Source organism: Candidatus Omnitrophota bacterium (assembly GCA_028716565.1).
Classification (GTDB): Bacteria; Omnitrophota; Gorgyraeia; order Pluralincolimonadales; family Pluralincolimonadaceae; genus Pluralincolimonas.
In genome coordinates this window covers 110,523-134,334 of sequence record JAQUPL010000004.1, presented here as the reverse complement: position 1 = coordinate 134,334, position 23,812 = coordinate 110,523, and the positions used below count along the sequence as shown (strand labels likewise).

The window sequence follows — 23,812 nt, the reverse complement described above, 5'->3', positions numbered from 1 at the left end:
TAACAAGTTAGCGGGCCTGACAGACCTTACATCCATGACCGAGTTCGTCATAGTATTCGACGATATGACCTGCGCAGCGAAGAAGCAGGGGACGATCTATATAGACGATATAGCGTTCGTCAAGTAAGACATGAAGTAATGGGGCTCCTTGTCGGGTTGACATTTGATATTAAGTCCCGCAAAGTCCCCAAAGGTTCTCCGAGTGATCTATGGGCCGAACACGACAGCGAAGAGACCATCTCCGCTGTCGTGGAGGCTATTGATTCGGGCGGTAACAAGGCGATACGTATAGGTTCATCCAAGCGCCTCCTCTCCGGATTATTCTCCCTGAAATTCGACATAATCTTTAATATAGCCGAGGGCATCTCCGGGAGGAACCGCGAATCCGAAGTCCCGGTGCTCCTCGACATCGCCGGCATACCTTACGCAGGTTCCGACGCGCTCACACTTTCCGTCTCTCTCGATAAGGTAATATCAAAAAAAATATTCATGTATCACGGGATCCCGACACCGGCATATTTCGAATGCGTAAAAGGCGGCAGGGCCGCCGTGCCCAAAGGATTAAAGTTCCCGTTTATAGTAAAGCCTCGATATGAGGGCTCGGCCAAGGGGATAGGCCCCGGTTCGGTGGTCCGGAATATGTCCTCTCTCGAGAAGCAAACAGATGAAATAATCAGGAAATACGGGCAGCCGGCCCTGGTCGAGGAATTTATCGACGGATGGGAGTTCACCGTCGGGATAATAGGGAACAGGGATCCCGTCGTCCTTCCGGTCGTGCAGCGCCACGTGGAGATCGAAACCGGATTGAGCAGCCATATTTTCGATAAGACCTGCGCGGACAAGCAGTATAGTTCATTCATGGATAGGCGGGAACTAAAATACAGGGATATTATGGATATAGACCCGGGACTCGAGGAGAGGATAAAGAGATTTGCGCTTAAGGCCTTCAATGGGCTGGAGTGCAGGGATTTCGCCAGGATAGACTTCCGCGTTGACCGGGAAAAAAGGGTTTATATGCTTGAGATCAACCCGCTCCCGTCCCTGGCGCGGGACGACTATTTTTCCATGGTCGCGGAACTTATGGGCGTCACTTATGAGAGGATGATAAACATGATGTTCGGGGCCGCTTTGGACAGGTGCGGACTGCGATGAAAGACGCGTATTCGCATCCGGGCTTCTGCGACGTCGCCTACGACTGGGACAGGAGGCCGGAATGCGATTTCATAGAGCGGTGCATAGAGAAATATTCGGGCGCGAATGGCCGTTCCGTGCTTGATATGGCCTGCGGGACCGGGATACATCTTATGGAATTCGCGCGGCGCGGGTACGAAGCGGCGGGCATAGACGGGAGAAAAGAGATGGTCGATTTTGTCCTGAAGAAAGCCGCGGCCGAAGGCCTCGACGTAAAATGCGCACAGGCGGACATGAAGGGATTTGATACGGGCCGCAAGTTCGGATGCGCGATCTGCATGCTCGATTCGTTCAGGTACCTGCTTACCGACGAAGACATACTGCGCCACCTAAGGTCCGTCGCCGCTTCACTTGATGGCGGCGGGCTTTATATCATAGACCTCTGGATGCCGGAAGATGACCGTATCGGCGGATGGGAGGACCTTTGCTGGACCCAGGAGCGCGGTAATATCCGCGTAGACGCGAGATATGTCCAGCACGGGGAGACTTTCAACCCGGAGGAGAAGACCTTCGATGACGAGCTCATATTTAAAGTGACCGGCCCCTCGGTCAATTCTACCGTGACCTCGAGGGCCAAGACCAGGGCACTGCTCTTCGCCGAGTTCAGGGAGCTCGCAGGGAAGAGCGGATCATTTGAATTTAAGGAAAAATTTTATAATTTTGACTTTAAATCCAAAGAAGGATATAATATTAAATCATTAAGGACGAACCTGGTCCTCAAAAAACGGAGGTAAGGAGATGCCAAAGAGACTTTTAAGGTGTTTAGTTTTTACTGTTTTATCCGCTGTTTTAGTCTGTCTTACCGGTTGCGCAGGCATAGAGCCTCCGTCCCCCAAACAGATAATCGAACACCCGTTCGGCACCTCTATGCTCAGGGCCGGCCTTGCTAAAGACCAGGTCCTTGCGCAATGGGGAGAACCGGACTTGAAGGAATTTGACAATACCGGCAAATGGGGCAACGCGAAGGAGAGATGGACATATTACGGGAGGATGAGCGGCCTGCCGGTAGACGAGGGTTACCTCACAAAGACACAGTATCTTTATTTTGACGGGAAGTACCTGGTCAGGTATAATGAATGACGAGTCGAAGAAATTCAATTGCTGCGTCCAGTGCAAGATCTTCTGGGATTGCAAGACCCGCCTGGATAGCCTGGCGAGGGGAGTGAAGATCCGCTGCTGTTCCTCCTGCGGCAACTTCGAATTGTGCAAGATAGTGAATGAAAAGATAAAAGAGGAATTTCAATCCCCGGCATTATAAAAAGGAACGCTTCTTCGCTTAGCGGGGCCGTCCCAGGTCCCGGGCTCTATTTCTTACCGAATAAATTCAATGTCGCGAGGGCGATGGCAAGCAGAAGGCAGACGGCTGCAAATCCGACGAAAGCCCTTGTCTCAAGGCCGTAAACGGGTTTAAGGATCAATCGTGAATAAATCCCGACCGCGAAGCTGAGTATTCCCGCAATTATTGATACAACGGCTAAATTCTTCATCGTTTACCTCCGATCTTTATTTACCCGTATCCAATTTAAACGCCAATTTCGATAGGTCGACGCTCTCTTTTATATAAATGCTTTGCTGGTTCGAGAGATCGATCGACTTTACCTCGTCTAACCTCCTTCCGTTTATATCGAAGACTACATTTACGACCGGACGCAGTAGATAATCTTCGTGGACTTCCGCTACTTTTCCGACTTCGTCGGTGTTCAATTTGACCCACGTCCCGATGGGGTAGAGGCTAACGCGCTTTATCAAGGCTTTAATGACTAACGGCGAGAACTGTTCCGATCTTCTTAATATTTCCTTGATCGCATCATGCGGGAAATACCCGTCCCTGTAAGGGCGGGGGTGCGTCATCGCCTCGTACATATCCGCTAACGCGATAATTTGCGTATATTCATGGGTATCTTCGCCTTTGATGCCGTCGGGGTAACCCGAACCGTCGATCCTTTCATGGACTTGACGGGCGATCTTGATAGCGAGCTGCAATATATCCTCTTTGGGCCCTTTTAGGATATCGGATGAGTAACGGGGGTGTTTTTTGACCTCATCGAATTCAGCTTCGTTTAACGGTTTCGGGGTTTCCACCAGATCCAGGACTTTGATCATCCCCAGGTCGTAAAGGTATGACGCGATCCCTAATTCCTGGAGTTTAGACTTGTTATAGCCTAATGTTGCCCCGATCAAAAGGGAGATGATGCAGGCGTTCACGGCGTGGCACCACAGATAGTTCTCGGGCGAGCACCTGCTTGTTAGCACCGTTAACTCGTGTCCGCCTAAACAGATCTGGTCTACCATCTTCCTTATCACGAGGACCACTTGCTGGCAATCGAACGGCTGGTCGTTTTTTACCTTATCGAAGATATCTTTTATCAGGTTATACGCTTCCTCATAGATCAGAAAAGACTCTTCTTTATCTTCCTTCATCTTATTTATCGCTTTCGAGATCTGGACCTGGTAGGTCGGCTCTTCCTTTTTAGATTCTTTACGGTCCATCTCCTTTATTGCCTGTGCGAGTTTAAGGTAAGATTGCTCCGTCTTTTTTTCCTCTTGTTTTTCCGCCGGCTCCTCTTTTTTATCTTCAGCCGGGGCTTTCGGAGGCTCGGGTTTCTTTGAAATTTTTTGCGTAAGCTTTATTAAGTCTGAAAGTCGTATCATCTTCTTATGACGCCGAAGTCCTCAGCCACTTCCTGCATGACCTTTTCATCCACGTTTGGCGCTTTGGCCATCATCCCCACTATCAACCCCATATCGCAGAGGTTATTTACGCGTCTTGGGATCCCTTCGGAGGCTTCATAGATAACCTTACAGGCGGTATCGGTAAAGATCTCATTTTCTCCGCCGGCTATCGTGCAGCGATGGATGATATACTGCTTCGTCTCTTCATAATCTAGTTTATTCAGATGATATCTTATGGCGAGCCGTTGTTCAAGCTGAGGGATCTTGTAAACTTTCTCTTTAAGTTCCGGTTGGCCGACGAGGACAAGGGTAAGAAGAAATCTGTTGTTTAACTGGAAATTAAGCAGCAATCTCAATTCCTCAAAGACCTCGGCCCTATCGATCGCCTGTGCCTCATCGATGATGATCACCGTCTCCACGTCATTATTTAAATCGGCATATAATTTTTCATTTAACATATGTAGCAGTTGCAGTTTGCCGCCGTTTACATCAGTGCCTTCAATTTGAAATAATATCTCCCTCAGGAAATCCCGGGGAGAAAGTTTCGGGTTTACGATCAAAGCGACTTTATACCGGGAGTCTTTCTTGGTGAGTTCCGAGATAAGCACGCGGCTTAAAATAGTTTTTCCGCTTCCGTATTCGCCCGTAAGCAAGGCGGCGCCTTTTCTTTCCCTTACAGCGTAGAACATGCGCATCAGAGCTTCTTCGTGTTTCGGGGAATGGTATAAAAAACGCGGGTCAGGGACGTTCTCGAAAGGTTTTTCTTTAAGCTTCCAATATTCCTCGTACATCGTTACCTCGTCGCCTTTTTACCGACGACCATTAAAGCAGCAATGAGGGTAAAGATTATAGATATCTGCACCAGGAGCAGTATAGCATGAATCAAGGGAGCTTTCAATAGAACAATTGCGCTGATCCCGAAGGCTAAGCTTACGAAATAGATAAATACCGTTGCCGTCAAAGGATTGAAACCCATGTCCAGGAGGCGATGGTGGAAGTGGTCCTTCCCGGTATACTCCAGCCATTCCTTCAGGTTTTTTACCTCTCCGTTCTTGATCCGCATGACCGTCGTGAAGATCACGTCGAAGATCGGGACACCCAGGATCAAGACGGGCACAACAAGCGCCACCGTATTATTGTATGCCCAGTCCCCTAAAATAGCAAAACCGGCCAAAATAAAGCCCAGGAAGTTGCTGCCGGCGTCGCCTAAAAAAATATTGGCAGGCCTTAAGTTATACGTTAAAAATCCCAGACAACTGCCTAATGCGGCCAATGTCAATGCGATAATGACCGGCTGCCCGGTCAATATCCCGATTATCAAAAAACAGGCCAAAGCTATCGCGCTGACTCCCGTCGCCAGGCCGTCCAGGCCGTCCAGGAAATTCAGGGCATTCGTTATGCCGACGACCCAAAATACCGTCAGCGATGCTTCAGCCATATCGCCCCATAAAGTGGGAGGAAGAAACGACAGGCAGACGCCGGATTTTATGATTATCGCCGATGCTATGATCTGGATTATAAGCCTGAATAACGCGGATAACCCTTTTATATCGTCGATCAGCCCGACGAGAAAAACCAAACTTCCGCCTAAAACCAGCCCTTTTATTTCACTCTGCCGCGGCCCCGCATATAAAATCGCGATCAAAAAAGAGAGCCAGATCACGGCTCCGCCCAGCAGGGGCACAGGCGCTTTGTGGATTTTTCTCTTGTTCGGAAGGTCCAGTATCTTAAAACGTCGGGCAATTAATTTCGCAATGGGGGTTAAGATAAGGGCGCTCAAAAAAGAGATCAATAACAGGATCAGCGGTTTCATATCTTTAGCAACAGCCGGTGGGACTTGAAACCTTCCGCGTATTTTACCCTTGCTTGAGTTCCCCTGAAGGCCGCCCAGGACCTTACGATCCCTAAAATGTTTGAATTATGGTTAGGCGTTTTTTTGATCTGGGAACGGTGGGACCTTAGAAGTTTTATCTTGGCGTTCAGCGTGTCGCTTATGTCTATGAAAATATCGGGGTCAAGCCCCTGGCTGCCGGGTAATTCGTAATGGAGGACATTTTTTATGGATCGGGCCGCCGCAAGGCTCGCTTTCCCGGCATTTCTATGGTCCTGGTGAATGTCATCCGGATAACAGGTGAAGACGATGTCGGGGTTAGTTTTATCGAGTATATCCTCGATAAAGGAGATAAGCGGTTGTCCTTCGGGGATCATCGCGTCGGGGAAATCTCCCCAGTATACCTTTTTTGCCTTCAGGAGTTTCGCCGCCTCCTCCTGCTCTTTCGTCCTTAATCCGGGGTTTCCGCCCGCCTCGCCTCTGCTTAAGATCAAAAGGCAGATCTTGTGCCCGGCTTTGGAATATTTTGTTAACGCGCCGCCGCAGCCGAATTCGATGTCATCCGGATGCGCCCCGATCGCTAATATATTCATGTTCGAGTTTTCCCGAGAGTATAGACAGGCTTTTTTGCCCGTAGTTAAAGATCAGGTCCATTATAGACATATACGGTATGAACGGGGAATATAATTGGTTATACGCGGGATGCGTGAAATCCTGGAATTTCAGCTTGATCTTCTCTTTGGCGAATTTTGCCGCGTCTATATAATCATATGCGCCGGTCCCGGACAGGTACGCGTCGGCGTTCAAGCATTTGCATATATTGATCAACCTGTCGGTGCTGTTGCCGTCGATCTTCAAGCGAGAGGCAAAATATATCTTTCGCTCGATCCCCAGGTAACTCAGTATATATTTTGTTATGAAGACGTTCAGGTCGACAAGCCTTTCCCATCGCTTAAAATATACCGCGTCGAGGAACGGGCCGTGCTCTTTAAAATGTTTTGCCCTGTTGTAGTTTATTTTGATGCTCTGCCAGTGCTTGTGCTGCCAACAGACCTTATTGTTTATCTCGACTTCATTTAAGGCCTGGCCGAAATGCCCTTTCGTTATGACGGGGACGGTCAGCCATATCCAGCCGTCCTTCGTCCTTATCCGGTTCCTGTTCTGGAAACTGCCCTTGGCGAACTGGACGTTATCCAGAAGGACGAAGCTTTCGGCACTCTCTATTTTGTCGAAATAACCAAGCCAGGGCAAATATTGGGGCTGATGGATAGAGATGTTCATCTTTTTATGAATACTACGCATTATGATTAGAAAACGCCCCCTTGTCAAGAAGAAAAATGGCCCGAAAAACCCGGATAAATCCATTGCTCAGCGGGGCGATAAACAGGGATATTTTTCGCTCCTTGACAACCACGTGTATTTTATGTATAATCATACAGCAGAAATAGTTGGGAAAATTTTAAGGGGAGCGAATTTGAATGAAAGTTAGGCAAGGGTCTAACAAAATAAAAGGATTTTTCAGCGACAAAATGGCGGGATTTTTTCCCGCCCTTTTGCTTTTTGCGGCGGTATTTTCGCTGTTTGCCGCCTGCAACGAAGCCGTCGCGGGAGACCTGGGCCTTGTAAAGAACGGAGATTTTGAAGTAGGCGATACAGGGCAATTAGGCTATGTAACGATCACTGACTGGAGCAGCTGGGGTAATAGCGGCTGGCATCACAACGATTATAACCATACGATCAGCGGCTCAAAGGCAGTAAAGATGTGGTGGGATGATTCTGGTCTCTGGCAGGACTTTGCCGTAACCGCGAGTACAGACTATTACTTTAATGCTTATTTTTATAATCTGTCTACCGACCCCTTGCACCTTTGGAATGGGTACCTTAAAGTCGAGTGGTATACATCAGGGAGTGCGAAGATCTCGGAAGATTTCATAGGCTATCTTTATCCGGACGGTACCGATCCTTATAATATTTGGAAAAATGTATCCGCAAAAATTACGTCACCGTCCACTGCTGCTTATGGCCGGCCGGTCTTTGGGATAAAGGACTGGGCCTCCGGTTGTAGCGGTGCGGTGAGTTTGGACGATTTGTACGCCGGTACATCCGCTCCCTCGGGGCCCACCGTGGGAGGCACCGTCTACACCGATGACACCGAAGCTACTCCTATATCCGGCGCGCCCGTCAGGGTGATCGTCTACGACAGCTCATTGTCCAGGACGTCCAGTTTTACGGCCACGACAGATGCCAACGGCGTCTATTCCGTGACCCTTCAAAGCGGAGAGCTCGGAGATAACGATATAATCAGTGCCTGCCTTACCGGCAGCGATAAGGCTACCTCAGTCTATAGATGCGGAGGCACAAGCAACGTATCCAACCTTAACCTTTATAAAGACCATGTTGTCGTGTTTAATAACGACACGACCAACATGACCAACGATGACCTTTACAAGGTTGACGACGGTAATGCAAATATCCTCTACTCCGTCTCGGCCGCCTCAGGCGGCAATCTAACCGTAGACAGCAATATCGAGCTCTTCCTGGAGGGTTCAAGCGCCAAGACCTTCGCCCCGGGCGGCAACGTGACCGTCCAGGGCACCGGAGACCTCCAGATAGAATCCGGCGCCACCTTAAGCATGGGCGCCAAGAACTTAAGCGTCTCAGACGATATAAGGAATGCCGGCACCATCTCCCAGTCCAGCTCCGGCACCACCACGGTAGCCGGCACGACCAAGCTTCTGACCGGAGGCGGCACGACCACATTCTATAACTTTACGGTCAACGGCACCTATACCCAAAATACTAATATCACCACCTCTAACACCTTGACGATAAACGACAATAAATCCCTTTCCCTGGATGCCTCGAGCGCGAGCGTGACCGTAGAGGTCGGCGGCTCGATAGTAAACAACGGCAACGCGGACGGGGAGGGCATAGTCTTAACCAACTCGACCAACAATATCATCATCAAGGGCTCGTCAGGCGCCAAGAGGGCCCTTACCAACAATAACATCGACTTCAATACCAAGACCGTCCACCTTAATAACATGGATATCCAGGTGGCTACCAACCTCGACGAGGCAGGCGACAGCATAGTCCTCGACTCGGCCTGCGAGTTCGACGCCGTTACCTTGAACGGCAACGCCACCACTTCTTTTACGACCGGAGCTTACACCGCGACGGTGGGAGGGACGATCACCAACACCTACGGCACAATTACCGTAACCGCGAGCGGAAGCATCGCGGCGGGCTCAAACGGCATTACCAACGGCAACGGCACGAACGCCTCCGTTATCACAAATAACGGTTCGATCGCCTGCGGCACCTTCGAGAACAAGGCGAGTGCCTCTTATACCGCTTCGGCCGGGGCAGGCAGGAGCCTGTCCTCAGCCGGTGCGATAACCATTAACGGCACTTTTACGGCTAACAGTTCGACCATAACCATGACAGGCGACGGCCACTTGACCGTGACCGGCACTTTTAACTACGGTACCTCTACGGTCAACCTGCAGGGTACCGGGAACTTAGTGAGCGACGGCTGGTTTCAGGCAAAATTTTATAACCTGACCTGCGCCGCCGCCGGTAAGACCACAACGGTTACCGGAGGCGACGCGTGGAACGGCATAGATGTGCGCGGGACCCTGACTACGGCGGCGACAGGCACCCTGACATCTGCGGCGGAAAGAAGGGTCGTGATGTATGACACCTCGGCAGTGGTCAACGGCGGTGTGATCAATGTGACCGAGCTCGAGTTCGCGATCGTCACCGGCGGCACCGCCACCCTGGGCGGAGGGGATTACGAGGATACGGCGATCCAAATGACCGCAGGCGGCACACTCACCCTCGGCGGGGATATAACCGATTCCGGAGATTGGCGGATAGGTTATAATGTCGGCGCCGAAAACAAGACGAGCATACTTAATCTCAACGGCAAGAACATTAACGTGCCTACGGCTAATATTAATGTCGGACAAAGCGGCTGTCTAACACGGGTGGGGCAGATAACCTGCGGAGCAGGCAGCATAACCGCGGCCACTCTCCATGTATTTAGCGCCGATAACAGCGGCGCTAAATCTTCAATTGACTTAGGAAGCGGTACCCATACATTTTCAGGCAATGTTACGATCGACGCGACCAATGGCGCCGCTCAAGCCCGCCTCACTCTTTCGAGCGCCACGACCAGCGTAGGAGGCAACTGGGATAATAACGGCACCGTTAATGCCGCAGGAACGCTTATTTTATACGGGACAACGAGCACGACATTCGATGCCGGCGCGCCGGCCACCTCCGGTTATAACAACATCCGGATCAACAAGACCGCGGCTACCGGTGCCGATGATAATGTTACCTTCCAGAATGACGCCCCGACGATAAGCGGGACATTGACCATAACAGACGGAGAATTAATACAGCAGGTCGCGATTACGACAGGGGCTGTTACCCTTTCAGATGCTACCTCAAAGTGGACCAATGTGACCGATAACGCCAACGTAACGCTGTCCGGAGGCGTCAGCAATGCCGGGATTATAGCGTTTGACGCGCCTACGGGAGACCTCATCCAGATAAGGTCGAGCGCCAGCCCGACCCAACGTAACTGGCAGGGCGCGGGCACCTTCACTATGGTAGACGTGGATGTGCAAGACCAGACCTGCATAGGAGGAACTCCCGCTACCATTATTGTAACAAGCGGTACAGACTCGGGCAATAACATAAACTGGATATTCGGCACATCGACTATATCAGGGACCGCTTTTACCGACGACACCGAAACCACGCCCATAACCAACACAGCCGTCACGGTAGTCGTTTATAACGGAGCCACGAGATCCGTCTACACAACCACGACCTCTGATCCCGGAGGGACATACACGATCACGAACGGTACCCTGGCCGATAATTATATAATCTGTGTCTATCTAAATACTGGAGGCGCCACAAAAGGGACCACGGCCTACAGGTGCTCCGGCGCCGGCAACGTATCAGGCGTAAATATATACCAGGACCATCTCGTCGTATTCAACACAGACACGACCAACATGACAAATGACGACCTCTACAATGCGGATGACGGGGATAGCGATGTGCTCTACTCCGTCTCGGCCGCCTCAGGCGGCAATCTAACCGTAGACAGCAATATCGAGCTCTTCCTGGAGGGTTCAAGCGCCAAGACCTTCGCCCCGGGCGGCAACGTGACCGTCCAGGGCACCGGAGACCTCCAGATAGAATCCGGCGCCACCTTAAGCATGGGCGCCAAGAACTTAAGCGTCTCAGACGATATAAGGAATGCCGGCACCATCTCCCAGTCCAGCTCCGGCACCACCACGGTAGCCGGCACGACCAAGCTTCTGACCGGAGGCGGCACGACCACATTCTATAACTTTACGGTCAACGGCACCTATACCCAAAATACTAATATCACCACCTCTAACACCTTGACGATAAACGACAATAAATCCCTTTCCCTGGATGCCTCGAGCGCGAGCGTGACCGTAGAGGTCGGCGGCTCGATAGTAAACAACGGCAACGCGGACGGGGAGGGCATAGTCTTAACCAACTCGACCAACAATATCATCATCAAGGGCTCGTCAGGCGCCAAGAGGGCCCTTACCAACAATAACATCGACTTCAATACCAAGACCGTCCACCTTAATAACATGGATATCCAGGTGGCTACCAACCTCGACGAGGCAGGCGACAGCATAGTCCTCGACTCGGCCTGCGAGTTCGACGATATGACGGTCACTGTCGGCACGCTTGATAATTCGGGAGGCCACACTTTAATAGTCGGCGGTAATTGGGAGGTCTCCGGCACAGGGACTTTCACACCGGGCACAGGCGCATCCTGGGTAAACCTATCCGGCGCCGGGAAAAACATAACCACCACCTCCAGTAACTCCGATGCTTTTTATAACCTGGATGTCTCAGGCAGTTATACCCTGCTTTCCTCCATAGATCTTACCCAGCATATTAAGATCAGCAGCACGGGTACCCTGGATGCTTCTAACAAAACTATCACTCTGACAGGCGCCGGCGGCAACTTTGACGTGGACGGCACCTTTATTTACGGTACCTCTACGGTCGTCATCCAGGTAACTTCCGAGATACAGAGCGCGGCCGGCAGCGGCGGAGTCTTTAGAGCCGGATTTTATGATTTGACTATCGGTAAAGTGTCCGCGACTCCTACCGTAACAGCCACTTCCGATGCCTCGTGGGAAGGCATACAGGTTTATCATACCCTGACCATACTATCCGGAGCCACTCTTACCAGCCCTTTCGAGAGAAAAGTCCAGATGAAAAACGGCTCGACGATAGTTAACAGCGGAACGTGCAACCCTGTGGAGCTCGAGTTTGAGCTCGGCAGCAGCGCGGGCACCGCCACCATGGGCGGCGGCGTCTACACAGCCGAACACATCCAGATCGGCAGGGGCATAGTGACCCTGGCCGGGGCAGTGACCGCCTCTAATGAGTGGAGAGTAGGCTTTTGGCAAGCTAATTCGACCGCCGTCCTTAACCTCGACGGTTACGATCTTACATCCTCAGGAAATTTTCTCATCGGCCGTGATACATCCGGGACAGAAGTGGGCCAGGTGACCACCGGTTCGGGAGATATAACCGCAGTCAACTTTTGGATAAATGACTCGGTAAACGGCAGCGACCACTGCTCTTTTACCGTGGGGAGCGGCAGCACCTGCACTTTTTCAGCAGAACTTTTGTCTCACGTGAACGGCGTCATCACAAATAACGGTTCGCTCGTTTGCGGGAATTTCACTATCGAGGCCGGCGGCACCTATACCGCCAATACCGCGGACTGTTCCCTATCCTGCGCTGATTTCACCAATGCAGGGACATTCACCAACAGCCAGACCAATACCGTATCCGCTTCGGGAAATGTGGTAATAACCGCTTTCGGAGCCACAACCACCAAGAATACCCTTACCATGACAGGCGACGGCAAATACATAAATTCCAGCGCGCATTTGGGCAATCTTGTCAATAACGGCGGTACCACCGGCAGCAGGAATTATATCCATACTAATAACCTCGTTCTCGACGGGACATTTACAAACAACTCGGGGAAATACTTTACCACCCTTGACGACGACGCCGCGACCAGCAAAAACCTCACTACCGGCGACGGCGGCACAAACGGTACTATAACCATAAACGGTCCTTTCTACGCGAACGCCTCGACGATAACCATTCAAGACGCCACGACAGGCAACTTCGATGTGAACGTACAGGCTAACTTTCAATGGGGCACTTCTCTCGTCGACCTTAAGGGCACGGGCTCGATAATCGGCCATAGCCACTACATAACTTTCAATAGTTTAACATGCGGCTATGCCGGCAAGACTACTTCGATCAACATGGGCGCCGACTGGATGGGCTTCGATATCCATGGGACGTTGACCGTCGGGACAGGCGTTCTCCAGCAAAGCGTAGCTAATCAAAAGATTTTTGTATACGGCGCTACGATCGTAAACAGCGGCACAATTTACGTGACGGAGCTTTGGTTCGACTTAGCTGCCCCCACCACCATGAATGGCGGGGACCTGTCGACCACCCAGATATTTATTGCCAACGGCGCCACATTGACCCTTACGGGGAACGTGACCCATTCCGGAAATTGGCAGACAGGCCATCAGGGCCAGAATACGACTAACGTCCTTAACGTCAACCAGTACAATATTGTAAGTTCGGGATGGTTTGACGCGGGGGAGTGGAACCTGACCGAATTTGCATGCGTAGGCCAGGTAAACGTTACGACAGGCAACATCACGGTAGGATTGGATATGCATGTATATCCCAGAATAAATGGCTCTGATATCTCTTACATTGATTTAGGAAGCGGCACTCACAGTATCGGGCTTGAACTTGGTATCGTAACGAGCGGAACTGTTCCTGAATCCACCGCAAATGCCGAGCTCACTCTTTCAAGCGGCACAACCACCGTAGGGGGGAATTTTAAGAATCTGGGGACTTCCGCCCAGGTCATCGCCAACGGCGGCACAGTTGTATTTAACGATAATACCAGGACCTCGACCATATACGGAAGCACCTCATTCTATAACTTGACCTGCACGACCGCGGGCAAGACATTGCTTTTTAACGTGGAAACTCCCCCCAATAATTATTGCACGACTGTCACCAATAACCTGAATTTCTCCGGCGCCTCGGGCGCGGGTAACCAGATAACACTGGGCCGTTCGGACGGAAGCGGCTCGAACCAATGGGCCGTATATCCGGCCGGTTCTAAAGGCGCGTCACCCGGCTGGACAGCCGCGTATGTGGATGTATCAAATTCCGTCAACCTCAATGCTAATTATATCAATCCCGATAATTCCAACGACGGAGGGAATAACACCAACTGGTTTTCGCCAACCCTTGTTAAATTGACGTCTTTTTACGCCATTGGTTATTTTGACAAAGTAGATATTCGTTGGAATACGGCCTCGGAATACAATAATGCGGGTTTTAACCTTTACGTGAGCACGAACAAAAACGGGCCTTATACAAAATTAAATCCTTCGCTGATCCCGGGCCTGGGCACCTCCACCATAGGAGGGGAGTATTTCTATCCCGACGGCAACGTAACCGGCGGCAATACCTATTATTATAAGTTGGAGGACGTGGAATTCAGCGGCCGCACCAGGATGCACGGACCCGTAACGGCCCATCCGGGGCTGGATTCGGATGGCGACGGTATGACTGATGATTGGGAGATCTATCACGGGTTTGATCCCCACGATCCTGGCGATGCCTCGCTTGACCCGGATGGCGACGGGTTCACTAATTTAGAGGAATTCTTACACGGCACGGACCCGAAGCAAAAAGAGGAAGAGGCGCAAGAAGGGATACGCGTAATCAATTCTGACGAATCAGGCATTACCCTGGAGCTCGTAACCTCAGAATTTAAGGCGACCCCTAAAAAGATAGGCGGGGTCACGTATCAGGTCCTTGGGATCCCCGGATACGAGCACGGATATACCGATGAACAGGGGAAACCCCGGATGCCGCTCAAGCCGGTCCTGTTAAGCATTCCGCAAGGCGTATCTTGCGCCGTCGCGGACCTGGATTTTGATGTGGTCGAACTATCCGGCTACAATATCTATCCTGTCAGAACTTCCCGCGTTATCGGGGACTTAAAGAAAACAATGACTGCCGATGAAAATTTGAAAGCAGAAAAACCCCGGTTCAAGAAGATAGAATCGCAGCTTATAGTAGACAAGAAATTTTATTCTGCGGATGAATATTATCCCGTTGATATAGTCAGCCTCGGGTTCGTGGGAGAAATGAGGGGCCAAAGAACGGCTTGCGTGAACATCGCTCCCCTGGCTTTTAATCCGGCCCGTCATGACTTGAAATTTTATAAAAGGATAAGGGTCAAGCTGCAATTCAGCGCCAACGAAGTCAACCCGCCGGTAGAGCCGCCCCTGCCTTTGCCCGGCAAGTATTCTAAGGTGAAGGCATACACCACAAAAGAAGGGCTGCACCGGATAGGGTGGGATGACCTCTGGAACGCTGATTTTTACGATATAATGCGGTTGGATCCGCGCAAGATAAGGTGTTATAACAAAGGGAAGGAAGTAGCCCTGCGTATTTCCGGGGAAGAAGACGGGATATTCGGCCGTTATGACTATATTGAATTTTACGCCCAAGCCAATAATTCAAAATATTCAAAAGAGAATGTATATTGGCTTACCTACGACCAGGGAGCGGGATTGAGGATGGAGAATGCGCCTGCCGACACTCACGAGCCGGCGGAAGCCCCCGACAGGTTTAGGGCCGTAACGCGCTTAGAGAAGAACGATTATTATTGGGGCGAGCGCAAAGGCCCCGAGGATGTTGACCGCTGGTTTTGGGATAGCTACATCTGGGGAGGGGCGCAGGTTGATTACCAGATAGATCTTAAAGACATAAATCTCCTCCATCCCGGAGATGAGGCTAAGGTGAGAGTCGCTTATTACGCCCTATTTGACGTCGGCCATCAAACATCGACCTATCTGAATAATGGGCTTATTGATTATGTGTCATGGGAGGGCCAGGATGAACATGTGGTAGAGATAAATGTGCCGCAGGACGTCCTTGTCGAGGGCGGCAACACTATAACTATAGCGGCGCAGCTTCCTCCGGGGGCAGAATACGACCTTCTTGTGCCGAACTACTTCGAGGTGGAATATTGGCGGAATTTTGTCGCGGATGACAATCTCCTGGATTTTTCTTATAAGTCGGTTAACGGCGGCGTGGACGAGTTCAATATATCCGGGTTTACGAGAGATGACGCCGAATTATTTGATATAACCGAGCCGGCAACGGCCAAATATGTCACCGGGTTTAGGGTCGTATTCCAAACGAACGGTTCATATTCGTTAATATTCAGGTACGATTTCAAGCCGGGTGAGGAAAAGAGGTTCCTCGCCCTGACCCCGGATAAAGCGAATTTAGCCGAGCGCCTGAAGATCGATGCGCCCTCGAAGCTGTCTTCACCGGAAAACAAGGCCGACTATATAGTAATTTCATACGGGGCTTTTAAAAACAGCCTCTCCCCGCTTGAGAGATTGTATAGGAATAAAAGGCTGAACGTCAGCGTAGTCGACGTCGAGGATGTATACGACGAATTTAATTATGGCCTTGTGAGCCCGTATGCGATAAAAGATTTCCTAAGATTCGCCTATAATAGGTGGCGGCATCCGGTGCCTACGTATGTTCTCCTGGTCGGCGACGCGAATTACGATTATAGGGATTGTCTGGGTTCCGGGAAAATAAACTACGTCCCGGCCTACCTGTTGCCTGACGTGCCGTATCTGGGCGAGACCGCTTCGGATAACTGGTTTGTGTGCCTGGACCCCCCGCAACTTGTCGGCGGGCAAGTCCAGGATGATATATTGCCGGATATGTTCATCGGCAGGATCCCCGCAAGGAACGAGGACGAAGTCGATAACGTAGTCAGGAAAACCGTGGTTTATGCCAATCTGCGTTCCAGGGAATACAGCAGAAAAGTCGTTCTTGCGGCAGATGACGAGGCGCTCTTTGAACAGATCTCGGATAACCTGCTGCAGTATCTGCCCAAGAAGGCAATTCCGGTGAAATTATATCTTTCCGGTTACGCGGATTATTCACAATTTACCCGGGACATGATAAATAATATAAATAGCGGCGCGGTCTTGCTGAATTACGTAGGACACGGCTCGACCGACCTTTGGACCCAGGAGGGATTATTTAATACGGGTACGGTCGGTTTATTAGATAATTACCGCAAGTATCCCTTTGTCGTCTCCTTTGATTGCCTGGATGGTTATTTCCTGCACCCGGAAGAGGGGAACGAATCTCTGGCCGAGGTGTTTTTGAAGAGAAGAGACGCCGGCGCGATCGCCTGTTTTTCTCCTACGGGCATGGGCGTGCCGGAAGGGCATCAGGCCTTAAGCGAAGAATTATACAAATCGATCTTTGTGGACGGCAATTACAGGCTTGGCCCCGCCACAACCAAAGCGAAGATAAACTTTTTTTCAAATACGGGAGGACAGCATAAAGATTTGATACAAACGCAGACTCTCTTTGGAGACCCGGCTTTGTCTTTAAATATAGAGAAGAATATAAAAGTTAAAAAAATAGAGATACAGTCCGGTAGTAATCAGCCTTCGCTGTCTATACCGGCGGATAGTTTTGCGAATATCCTCCGGGAAGTCTTGACAAACGTCAAAGACAACGAAAGATGGAAAGACGGTTCTAAGGAATCTAAGGAGCCGGAAGACTAAGATTTTTCCAGGGAGAGATGAAAAGAAAACTCAGGATAGAGGTCGCCGGCCATATAGTAGGTCTCAACATCGATGAAGAGAGCCACGCATCTTTTGTTAAAGATGTTCTCGAAGCATATGATGCATTTCTTTCCGACGCCGAGCCGGCGCTTTCCGTCGATGTAGAGTTGACCCGCGATGCGCCGCCGGAATATTTCCCTTTTTCGAAGCTTGTTTTTAAAGACGGCGCCATGGTCATAGAGGATGACTGCCTTTTAGGCAGTCTGGATTTCTCAAAAAGACGCGGCCGGATAAAGTTAAATCCCCTGAATCCCCTGTATCCGTTGGGCACTTTTCTGAGGAATCTTTACACATTTTTGGTGGTCCTGGAAGACGGGGGGATAGCCCTGCACGCGGCGGGCGTATTGGAAGGGGAAGAGGCGCACGTATTTATCGGCCCGTCTACCGCAGGCAAGTCCACGGTAGCCGGCTTATCTCCGGGCAGGGTTATCTTAAGCGACGACCTGATACTCGCCAAGAAAGTTGACGGTGAATTTAAGGTTTTTCCCACTCCGGCCTGGGGAGATAGGCAAATAGGGCCGAGGCAGAACAAGCCTTACCGGATAAAGGGCTTGTTTAAATTGATAAAAGACAAGACGGTGTATCTGGAGAGATTCTCGCCCGCGTATGCCCTGGCGAATCTATTTACCGTACCCCATATACCGGCAGGGCTGATCCCCGGGGATGGATTGCTCGCGGCATTTTCGGAGCTTCTGTCCGCCGTGCCTTGTTACGGGCTGCATTTCCTGCCGGAGCCGTCGTTCTGGCTCCACATAGAAGGGCTTAAATCTGAAATAGCGTTCTCAAAGAGAGAGAATTGACCGTGGATATGAAGACAAAGATACCGGTCAAATCCGGCAAGACCGCTTCAAGGATCATAGACGGAGAGGCCGTTATCGTCCTTTTGGATAAACAGGAGACCATTGTTTTGAGCGACGTCGGTTCGCGCATATGGGAGATCATGGACGGGAAGAGGAATATCGACGAGATCAGCGCCGCGGTCATATCGGAATTCGACGCCACGCATGAAGAGGCGCTGAAAGACATCACCGAGTTCATAGAGGATATGGTACAAAGAGGGGCGGTAGAGATCAAATAAGATGAGAGAAGTCGACACTACCAAAGACCAGTATTTAAGGATATACCGCAAGACAATGGATGATTTTATCTGCTTCATGGCCCATTGGGAATTGACCTATAAATGCAATTTAGGATGCAGGCATTGTTACGCCGCCGGGGCGAAAGGCAGACAGGAATTTTCTTATGAAAAGGCAAGATCCGTCATAGATGAGCTCAAAAATATGGGCTGTCTTTATCTTACCCTCAGCGGCGGAGAGGTTTTGATGAGGGATGATTTTTTTGATATCGCGTCATATGCGAGAGAGCAGGGTTTCGCCCTGCGGTTGATGACCAACGCCACTTTGGTCGACGAAACTGTCAGCGGGAAAATAGCGTCTCTCCATCCTTTGGCGGTCGAGACGAGCATATATGCCGCCGATAAGGGCCTGCACGATGCCATTACTTTTTCCCCGGGTTCTTTCGATAAGACAATAAAAGCAGCGACGCTTCTCAGGGAAAAGAACATAAAAGTCGTCCTTAAGTTCCTTATCATGAACGACAATATTGAAGAGTTTAGGGCTGTTGAGTCTTTAGCGGGGGAGATCGGCGCGGATTTTGTATTTGATTATTGCGTCGTGGGCAGGAACGACGGCTCGAAAGGCCCCTTGAAATACAGGCTCAATGAGGAGAAGATCAAAGATTTCTTCGTATCAAACAGTATCCCCCTTAAGAAAAGAGAGGCTGATGGCGATGCGCTTCTTTGCATCGCCGGATTCAATAATATTTTTATTACGCCCCATCTCGATGTTTATCCCTGTATCGGGTTGAACGTAAAATTGGGCAACCTCCATGAAGAGAAGCTTGGGGATATATGGCGTTCCTCGGAGGGGTTAAAGTTCGTAAGAAATATAAAACTGCCCGACCTCCCGGAATGCAAGAGATGCGGCCTCGTGCAATTTTGTTTTAGATGTTCCGGAATAGCGCTTTCCGAAGACGGCGATATTTTTGGACCGTCGAATTTTGATTGTTCGGTCGCAAAAGCAATAGGAGAAATTGTAGCGGAAAGAAAGGAATTGATAAACGATGAAAGATAGCCCGCGTGAAGGCAAGAAGAAGCCGTACCGCAAGCCGGCCGTCATTTTTTCCAAGAGGATAGAGGTGATATCCACGGTTTGCAATACAGCCAGGGGAGGATTTAGCGGCTGCAGAAAAACAGCCCCCTGCACCCGCGTTCTTTCGTAAATAAGGGCCGGGTTAAAATGGCGGACGTGATGATGCATGGAATGAGATCATTCTCTATCATAAAAGAAGTCATGGCTCGCGAAGGATCTGCGATTAGGTTGTGCGCGAGAGGGGACAGCATGGGCCCGCTGATAAAAGAAGGGGATATCGTCGTCATAAGGCCCATCACTTTCAAAGAGATCAAGATCGGCGATATAGCCGTGTTTGGCGTTAAAGGAAAGCTATGCGCCCACAGGCTTATAATGAAACGGGGCAAAGGCGATCGTCATCTCCTCATTACTAAATCAGACAGGACTTTTACGGCCGACGCGCCTTTCAGACACAAAGATCTGTTCGGCAAGATATACCATATCCAAAAAGGCGCGCTGACGTTAGACCTCGAATCGTTTTTTTTGGCGCCCCTCAATCGCGTCCTGGGGTTATATCATTTAATACTGTGCCAGGCTGCCATCCATCTTCGCCTTCTTTACGCTGTATTTAAAAAAAACGATACTTAATGGGATGAGCAGCACGGAGAATAGCAACAGGAATCCCACCTCTTTGGCGAGCTGTGCCAGAGAATAACCCCTATAAACAGATAATTCCATAGCCCGGACAGCATAAGTTATGGGAAAAAATTTCGCCAGGAATTGCAGCCACCCCGGCAATACGGTAACGGGGAAATAGACCCCGCCTATTAAACCCTCGACACTATTTATTATCCAGCCCAGAGGGTTTCCGCGCTTGAAGACCATTACAAAACTTGCGGATATTATCCCTAATCCGCTAAAGGAAGCAACTGTCAAAAGCAGCGTTACAAGAGCGGATAATATATTTATGCCGGTGAAGTCTATTTTGAATAAAAAGATCCCCAGGGCGATAAAGATAACCATGTCTACAGTTGCGAAGATAAGGTTCCACAAGGCCATGGAGAATAATATGGTAGATATCCCGGCGGGGGTCAGGAGGACCGCTTCTAAGGTCCCCTGCGTTTGTTCGGACTGTATCCGGTTTGAAAAAGAACCCAACCCGATGCCGATATAACTGAAAAACGCCATGCCTAGCAAGACATAGGAAAAATAATTCACGCCAAATTCTTCCAAATGGCTGACCATCATCCGGCCGAATAATTTATCGATGAAGAAATAACCCAGCAGGCTTAGCAGGACCCCGAAGATATTGGCAAGAAAAGCCAGTTTATAACTGGACTCAATAAGGAAGTCCTTCTTTATGAAGGCCAGCGGTATTTTGTGCACCTTACGACCCCGTAGTCAGTTTCACGAACATCTCTCCCAGCGTAGCGGCGGGATCGCCTGCTTGCTTTCGTAATTGTCCTAACGAGCCCATGGCGCGGAGTTTCCCCTTATTTAATATCATAAATAAGTCACAAAAATCCAGGGCTTCGTCCATATGGTGGGTAGCGAGTATTACGGTTTTGCCTTGTGTTTTCACTAAAGTTTCTTTAACGAAGTTTCTCATGCTCAAGGCGGCGGCGTAATCGAGGCTTTTGGTCGGTTCATCTAACAATAGGAGTTCCGGGTCGTGGAGCAGCCCCCTCATTAACGCAAAACGTCTCTTCATGCCGGTCGAATAGGAATCGAACCTTTTGTCTGCGTAATCGACCGCAAATAATCCCGACAGCTCATTTATCCTGGATTTAGCGGTTTTTCCGTCGAGCCCGTAGAGAGCGGCAAAAAATTCCAAATTTTGCCTGCCTGTAAGGCGCCAGTAGAAACTTCTCTCTTCATCAGTCACCAATCCGACGGACATTTTTATCTTTTCTTCAAGATCAGAGCCGTTGAACGATACAGCGCCCTTGTCAGGCAGGAGGAGTGTAGCGATTATCTTTAAAAGGGTGGTCTTGCCCGCTCCGTTCGGTCCTAGGACAGCGAGTATTTTCCCCCTATCAAGGCGGAAGGAAACGTCATCGAGCGCCCTGACCGGTATCCCGCGCCTGAGATCGAACCTGATTAATTTTCCGAAAGAGAGGGGAGGGGTAAAATCCTTGGTTACCCCGTCTACTTCCAATATAGGTCTCATCTGATTAGGTTTTTATTTCGCCTTTGCCTAACTATACCACCGCAAAAAGTAATTGGCAACCAGTTTATTAATATTAATAAAGTTATTGAAAAAGCGGGGAGATATTGTTATAATGACCCTGAGATGAAAGATAAAAATCAGTTTATCGCAGTAAGCCTTATCCTTTGCCTCCTAGCTTTTTTGCCCGCCCCTGTCTTTTCCGAGGAGAAACAAGCCCAAGCCCAAGCCGGGAATAAAGGTTATCTTGCGGGGGGGCCTCCTAAAGAAGCAGAACCGGCCCCGGCCGCCGTAGAAGAGGAATATTGGACGAGGCCTTTGGAATATCACATAGGTACGGGCGATGTCATCGAAATTTCAGTGTGGGACATTAGCGAACTTTCCAAGGAAATAACAGTCCGTCCGGACGGGAAAATCTCATATCCGCTGATAGGCGAGGTCGATGTCTATGGATTAAGCATGAGCCGATTGAACGAAGAACTGACGAAAAGATTTTCCGTTTACGTCAGGCATCCGCAAGTCACCGTCATCCTTAAGAAATTTGAGGGCAAGAGCGTATTTATATTAGGTGAAGTCAAGAGCCCGGGTGTTTATAAGTATGGCGGACAAGTACGGCTTATAGAGGCTATCAGCGGCGCCGGCGGGTTCACTCTTGACGCGGTTCCGAGAAGCGTTCTGGTGATACGGGGGGATATTACTAAGAATAAAGACCCCCAGCTTATAAAGATCGATGTGGCAAATATCTATACAAAGGCAAATTTACGCAACAATATTTTATTGCAGCCTAATGACATCGTTTTTGTCTCCCGCTCGTTCATATCAAACGCCACAGATTTCTTCACGAAGATAAATCAACCGTTGACCTCATATATTTTGACTAAACAAATCATCAACCCCGGCTGGTAGAATGGTTTTTGATGAATTAGCAAAAAGGGCGCATGAGGAAGGGCTCAGCGCCCTTTTGTATTATAGCATCAAAAATACCGGCCTTTCGGATTCATTACCGCCTGAATTCGTTTCAGGATTAGCCCGCCATTATTATAATAACGCATCTTTCAATTTATTCGCTCAAGAGAAATTAAACGAAGTTCTGGCCGCTTTTGAAACGGCGGGTATCGATGCGATAGTCTTAAAAGGCCTCTCGCTGATGGATACGGTATACCCCAATATAGCCGTACGCCCCATAACCGATATTGACCTTTTAATCGAAGAAAGCGATTTTCCGCGCGCGAAAAATAAGTTAAACGAATTAGGCTACGCTTGCGAAGAATATTGCCGGGAGGATTTTTATAACGGCGAAATAGCCATTGATATCCATTCGAGCATATTAAATTCGGTCAGGGTGAAAAGCCGGCATAAAACCTGCAATATCGATAACGCCGAGTTATGGAGAGATTCCGGTTCCATAGCTTTGAGCGGGAGAAAGGTCAGGGTCCTCTCGCCCGAGGACCAGCTGATCTCGCTCTGCCTGCACCTGTTTTATCACCACGGGTTGAAGAGGCTGATCTGGTTCGTGGATATTTGCGCGTTATTAAATGCGTATGAAAATGTATTTGATTGGGCCAGGTTCCTGGATAAATGCCGCAGATTTAGGGTCAAAAGCCCTGTTTACTACTGTCTTATCGCCGCCGAAATAAAAATCGGGATCCGGGTCCCACGGGAAATCTTGGAAAAATTAAAACCGCCGGCTGAAAACATCTTAACGAGGAAGATCCTTGATCTGGCGATACATAAAGATATATCCGAAAAGGTAAGGTTCTATTTTATCCTGTTATCTTTGGAAAAGCTTAAGGATAAGCTTTTATACTTATTCGAGATCATCCTGCCGCGCCCAAGCGTTTTGAGGGCCGTTTATCTGCCCGGGTACTCGCTCCTGCGCCTTTATCTCTTTCATTTTAAAGCGATTTTCGTCGAATCTTCCAAGGCGGCAGGTTCGTTGCTTGACACCTCGCCATAGATGTTATATAATCAATGCCAAGTTTATGAAAATAAAAGAGTTCTGTCAGGG

Annotated in this window: 20 protein-coding genes; 12 read left to right on the top strand and 8 right to left on the bottom strand. The window is 49.7% G+C overall.

From position 1 onward, the window contains the following. Positions 1-138: 138 nt before the first annotated feature. From PHO67_05835 to PHO67_05820, 4 genes are read left to right on the top strand one after another with little or no spacing between them, the layout of a single operon-like run. A complete protein-coding gene (locus PHO67_05835; GenBank protein MDD5546657.1) occupies positions 139-1,152 on the top strand; it encodes an ATP-grasp domain-containing protein in 1,014 nt (337 codons plus the stop codon). Further along, positions 1,149-1,925 (top strand): class I SAM-dependent methyltransferase, encoded by a 777-nt coding sequence (locus PHO67_05830; GenBank protein MDD5546656.1) that lies wholly within the window; start codon positions 1,149-1,151, stop codon positions 1,923-1,925. The genes PHO67_05835 and PHO67_05830 overlap by 4 nt, the downstream gene beginning before the upstream one ends. A gap of 4 nt (positions 1,926-1,929) precedes the next feature. Further along, positions 1,930-2,271, top strand: a complete 342-nt coding sequence (locus tag PHO67_05825; GenBank protein ID MDD5546655.1) for a hypothetical protein — start codon at positions 1,930-1,932, stop codon at positions 2,269-2,271. Then, a complete protein-coding gene (locus PHO67_05820) occupies positions 2,264-2,449 on the top strand; it encodes a hypothetical protein (protein ID MDD5546654.1) in 186 nt (61 codons plus the stop codon). Before PHO67_05825 ends, PHO67_05820 begins: the two co-directional genes overlap by 8 nt. Before the next feature lie 46 nt (positions 2,450-2,495). Here PHO67_05820 and PHO67_05815 read toward each other — a convergent pair whose 3' ends face one another. The 6 genes from PHO67_05815 to PHO67_05790 are packed head-to-tail and all read right to left on the bottom strand — an operon-like array spanning position 2,496 to position 6,976. Then, entirely contained in the window at positions 2,496-2,678 is a 183-nt protein-coding gene (locus PHO67_05815; GenBank protein ID MDD5546653.1) for a hypothetical protein, read from the bottom strand. Positions 2,679-2,694: 16 nt separating this feature from the next. Then, positions 2,695-3,843, bottom strand: a complete 1,149-nt coding sequence (locus PHO67_05810; protein ID MDD5546652.1) for an HD domain-containing protein — start codon at positions 3,841-3,843, stop codon at positions 2,695-2,697. Continuing rightward, a complete protein-coding gene (locus PHO67_05805; GenBank protein ID MDD5546651.1) occupies positions 3,840-4,655 on the bottom strand; it encodes an AAA family ATPase in 816 nt (271 codons plus the stop codon). The genes PHO67_05810 and PHO67_05805 overlap by 4 nt, the downstream gene beginning before the upstream one ends. Before the next feature lie 2 nt (positions 4,656-4,657). Then, the gene (locus PHO67_05800) at positions 4,658-5,677 is read right to left on the bottom strand and encodes an MraY family glycosyltransferase (GenBank protein ID MDD5546650.1); all 1,020 of its coding nucleotides are present in this window, start codon (positions 5,675-5,677) and stop codon (positions 4,658-4,660) included. Then, on the bottom strand, positions 5,674-6,288 hold the full coding sequence (locus PHO67_05795) for a PIG-L family deacetylase (GenBank protein MDD5546649.1): 615 nt from the start codon (positions 6,286-6,288) through the stop codon (positions 5,674-5,676). Before PHO67_05795 ends, PHO67_05800 begins: the two co-directional genes overlap by 4 nt. After that, entirely contained in the window at positions 6,254-6,976 is a 723-nt protein-coding gene (locus PHO67_05790; GenBank protein ID MDD5546648.1) for a WbqC family protein, read from the bottom strand. The genes PHO67_05795 and PHO67_05790 overlap by 35 nt, the downstream gene beginning before the upstream one ends. 197 nt (positions 6,977-7,173) lie before the next feature. Here PHO67_05790 and PHO67_05785 point away from each other — a divergent pair, with 197 nt between their 5' ends. From PHO67_05785 to PHO67_05760, 6 genes are read left to right on the top strand one after another with little or no spacing between them, the layout of a single operon-like run. Next, positions 7,174-17,448: a C25 family cysteine peptidase gene (locus PHO67_05785; GenBank protein ID MDD5546647.1), complete on the top strand. Its 10,275-nt coding sequence runs from the start codon at positions 7,174-7,176 to the stop codon at positions 17,446-17,448. Positions 17,449-17,465: 17 nt separating this feature from the next. Continuing rightward, complete coding sequence (locus PHO67_05780) at positions 17,466-18,308, top strand: hypothetical protein (GenBank protein ID MDD5546646.1); 843 nt, start codon at positions 17,466-17,468, stop codon at positions 18,306-18,308. Positions 18,309-18,316: 8 nt separating this feature from the next. Next, the gene (locus tag PHO67_05775) at positions 18,317-18,586 is read left to right on the top strand and encodes a PqqD family protein (protein MDD5546645.1); all 270 of its coding nucleotides are present in this window, start codon (positions 18,317-18,319) and stop codon (positions 18,584-18,586) included. Between the two features lies 1 nt (position 18,587). Then, entirely contained in the window at positions 18,588-19,640 is a 1,053-nt protein-coding gene (locus PHO67_05770; protein MDD5546644.1) for a radical SAM protein, read from the top strand. Then, a complete protein-coding gene (locus PHO67_05765) occupies positions 19,630-19,788 on the top strand; it encodes a hypothetical protein (protein ID MDD5546643.1) in 159 nt (52 codons plus the stop codon). Before PHO67_05770 ends, PHO67_05765 begins: the two co-directional genes overlap by 11 nt. Before the next feature lie 41 nt (positions 19,789-19,829). After that, complete coding sequence (locus PHO67_05760) at positions 19,830-20,285, top strand: S24 family peptidase (GenBank protein ID MDD5546642.1); 456 nt, start codon at positions 19,830-19,832, stop codon at positions 20,283-20,285. Here the strand turns inward: PHO67_05760 and PHO67_05755 are convergent. Next, positions 20,217-21,023, bottom strand: coding sequence for an ABC transporter permease (locus tag PHO67_05755; GenBank protein ID MDD5546641.1), 807 nt, complete (start codon positions 21,021-21,023; stop codon positions 20,217-20,219). The two genes, PHO67_05760 and PHO67_05755, sit on opposite strands and share 69 nt — an antisense overlap. A 1-nt stretch (position 21,024) precedes the next feature. Continuing rightward, positions 21,025-21,807: an ABC transporter ATP-binding protein gene (locus tag PHO67_05750; GenBank protein ID MDD5546640.1), complete on the bottom strand. Its 783-nt coding sequence runs from the start codon at positions 21,805-21,807 to the stop codon at positions 21,025-21,027. 123 nt (positions 21,808-21,930) lie between these two features. On the opposite strand from PHO67_05750, the gene PHO67_05745 reads away from it, so the two are divergent. Further along, entirely contained in the window at positions 21,931-22,710 is a 780-nt protein-coding gene (locus PHO67_05745) for a polysaccharide export protein (GenBank protein MDD5546639.1), read from the top strand. 1 nt (position 22,711) lies between these two features. Next, positions 22,712-23,761 (top strand): nucleotidyltransferase family protein, encoded by a 1,050-nt coding sequence (locus PHO67_05740; protein MDD5546638.1) that lies wholly within the window; start codon positions 22,712-22,714, stop codon positions 23,759-23,761. Positions 23,762-23,812: the final 51 nt, after the last annotated feature.

Bases quoted from the DNA above. Each gene is read 5' to 3' on its own strand.
- PHO67_05795 (MDD5546649.1), bottom strand. From the start codon at position 6,288: ATGAATATATTAGCGATCGGGGCGCATCCGGATGACATCGAATTCGGC.
- PHO67_05825 (MDD5546655.1), top strand. From the start codon at position 1,930: ATGCCAAAGAGACTTTTAAGGTGTTTAGTTTTTACTGTTTTATCCGCT.
- PHO67_05820 (MDD5546654.1), top strand. From the start codon at position 2,264: ATGAATGACGAGTCGAAGAAATTCAATTGCTGCGTCCAGTGCAAGATC.
- PHO67_05765 (MDD5546643.1), top strand. From the start codon at position 19,630: ATGAAAGATAGCCCGCGTGAAGGCAAGAAGAAGCCGTACCGCAAGCCG.
- PHO67_05775 (MDD5546645.1), top strand. From the start codon at position 18,317: ATGAAGACAAAGATACCGGTCAAATCCGGCAAGACCGCTTCAAGGATC.
- PHO67_05770 (MDD5546644.1), top strand. From the start codon at position 18,588: ATGAGAGAAGTCGACACTACCAAAGACCAGTATTTAAGGATATACCGC.
- PHO67_05810 (MDD5546652.1), bottom strand. From the start codon at position 3,843: ATGATACGACTTTCAGACTTAATAAAGCTTACGCAAAAAATTTCAAAG.
- PHO67_05785 (MDD5546647.1), top strand. From the start codon at position 7,174: ATGAAAGTTAGGCAAGGGTCTAACAAAATAAAAGGATTTTTCAGCGAC.
- PHO67_05760 (MDD5546642.1), top strand. From the start codon at position 19,830: ATGAGATCATTCTCTATCATAAAAGAAGTCATGGCTCGCGAAGGATCT.
- PHO67_05800 (MDD5546650.1), bottom strand. From the start codon at position 5,677: ATGAAACCGCTGATCCTGTTATTGATCTCTTTTTTGAGCGCCCTTATC.
- PHO67_05790 (MDD5546648.1), bottom strand. From the start codon at position 6,976: ATGAACATCTCTATCCATCAGCCCCAATATTTGCCCTGGCTTGGTTAT.
- PHO67_05815 (MDD5546653.1), bottom strand. From the start codon at position 2,678: ATGAAGAATTTAGCCGTTGTATCAATAATTGCGGGAATACTCAGCTTC.
- PHO67_05835 (MDD5546657.1), top strand. From the start codon at position 139: ATGGGGCTCCTTGTCGGGTTGACATTTGATATTAAGTCCCGCAAAGTC.
- PHO67_05750 (MDD5546640.1), bottom strand. From the start codon at position 21,807: ATGAGACCTATATTGGAAGTAGACGGGGTAACCAAGGATTTTACCCCT.
- PHO67_05740 (MDD5546638.1), top strand. From the start codon at position 22,712: ATGGTTTTTGATGAATTAGCAAAAAGGGCGCATGAGGAAGGGCTCAGC.
- PHO67_05805 (MDD5546651.1), bottom strand. From the start codon at position 4,655: ATGTACGAGGAATATTGGAAGCTTAAAGAAAAACCTTTCGAGAACGTC.
- PHO67_05830 (MDD5546656.1), top strand. From the start codon at position 1,149: ATGAAAGACGCGTATTCGCATCCGGGCTTCTGCGACGTCGCCTACGAC.
- PHO67_05780 (MDD5546646.1), top strand. From the start codon at position 17,466: ATGAAAAGAAAACTCAGGATAGAGGTCGCCGGCCATATAGTAGGTCTC.
- PHO67_05745 (MDD5546639.1), top strand. From the start codon at position 21,931: ATGAAAGATAAAAATCAGTTTATCGCAGTAAGCCTTATCCTTTGCCTC.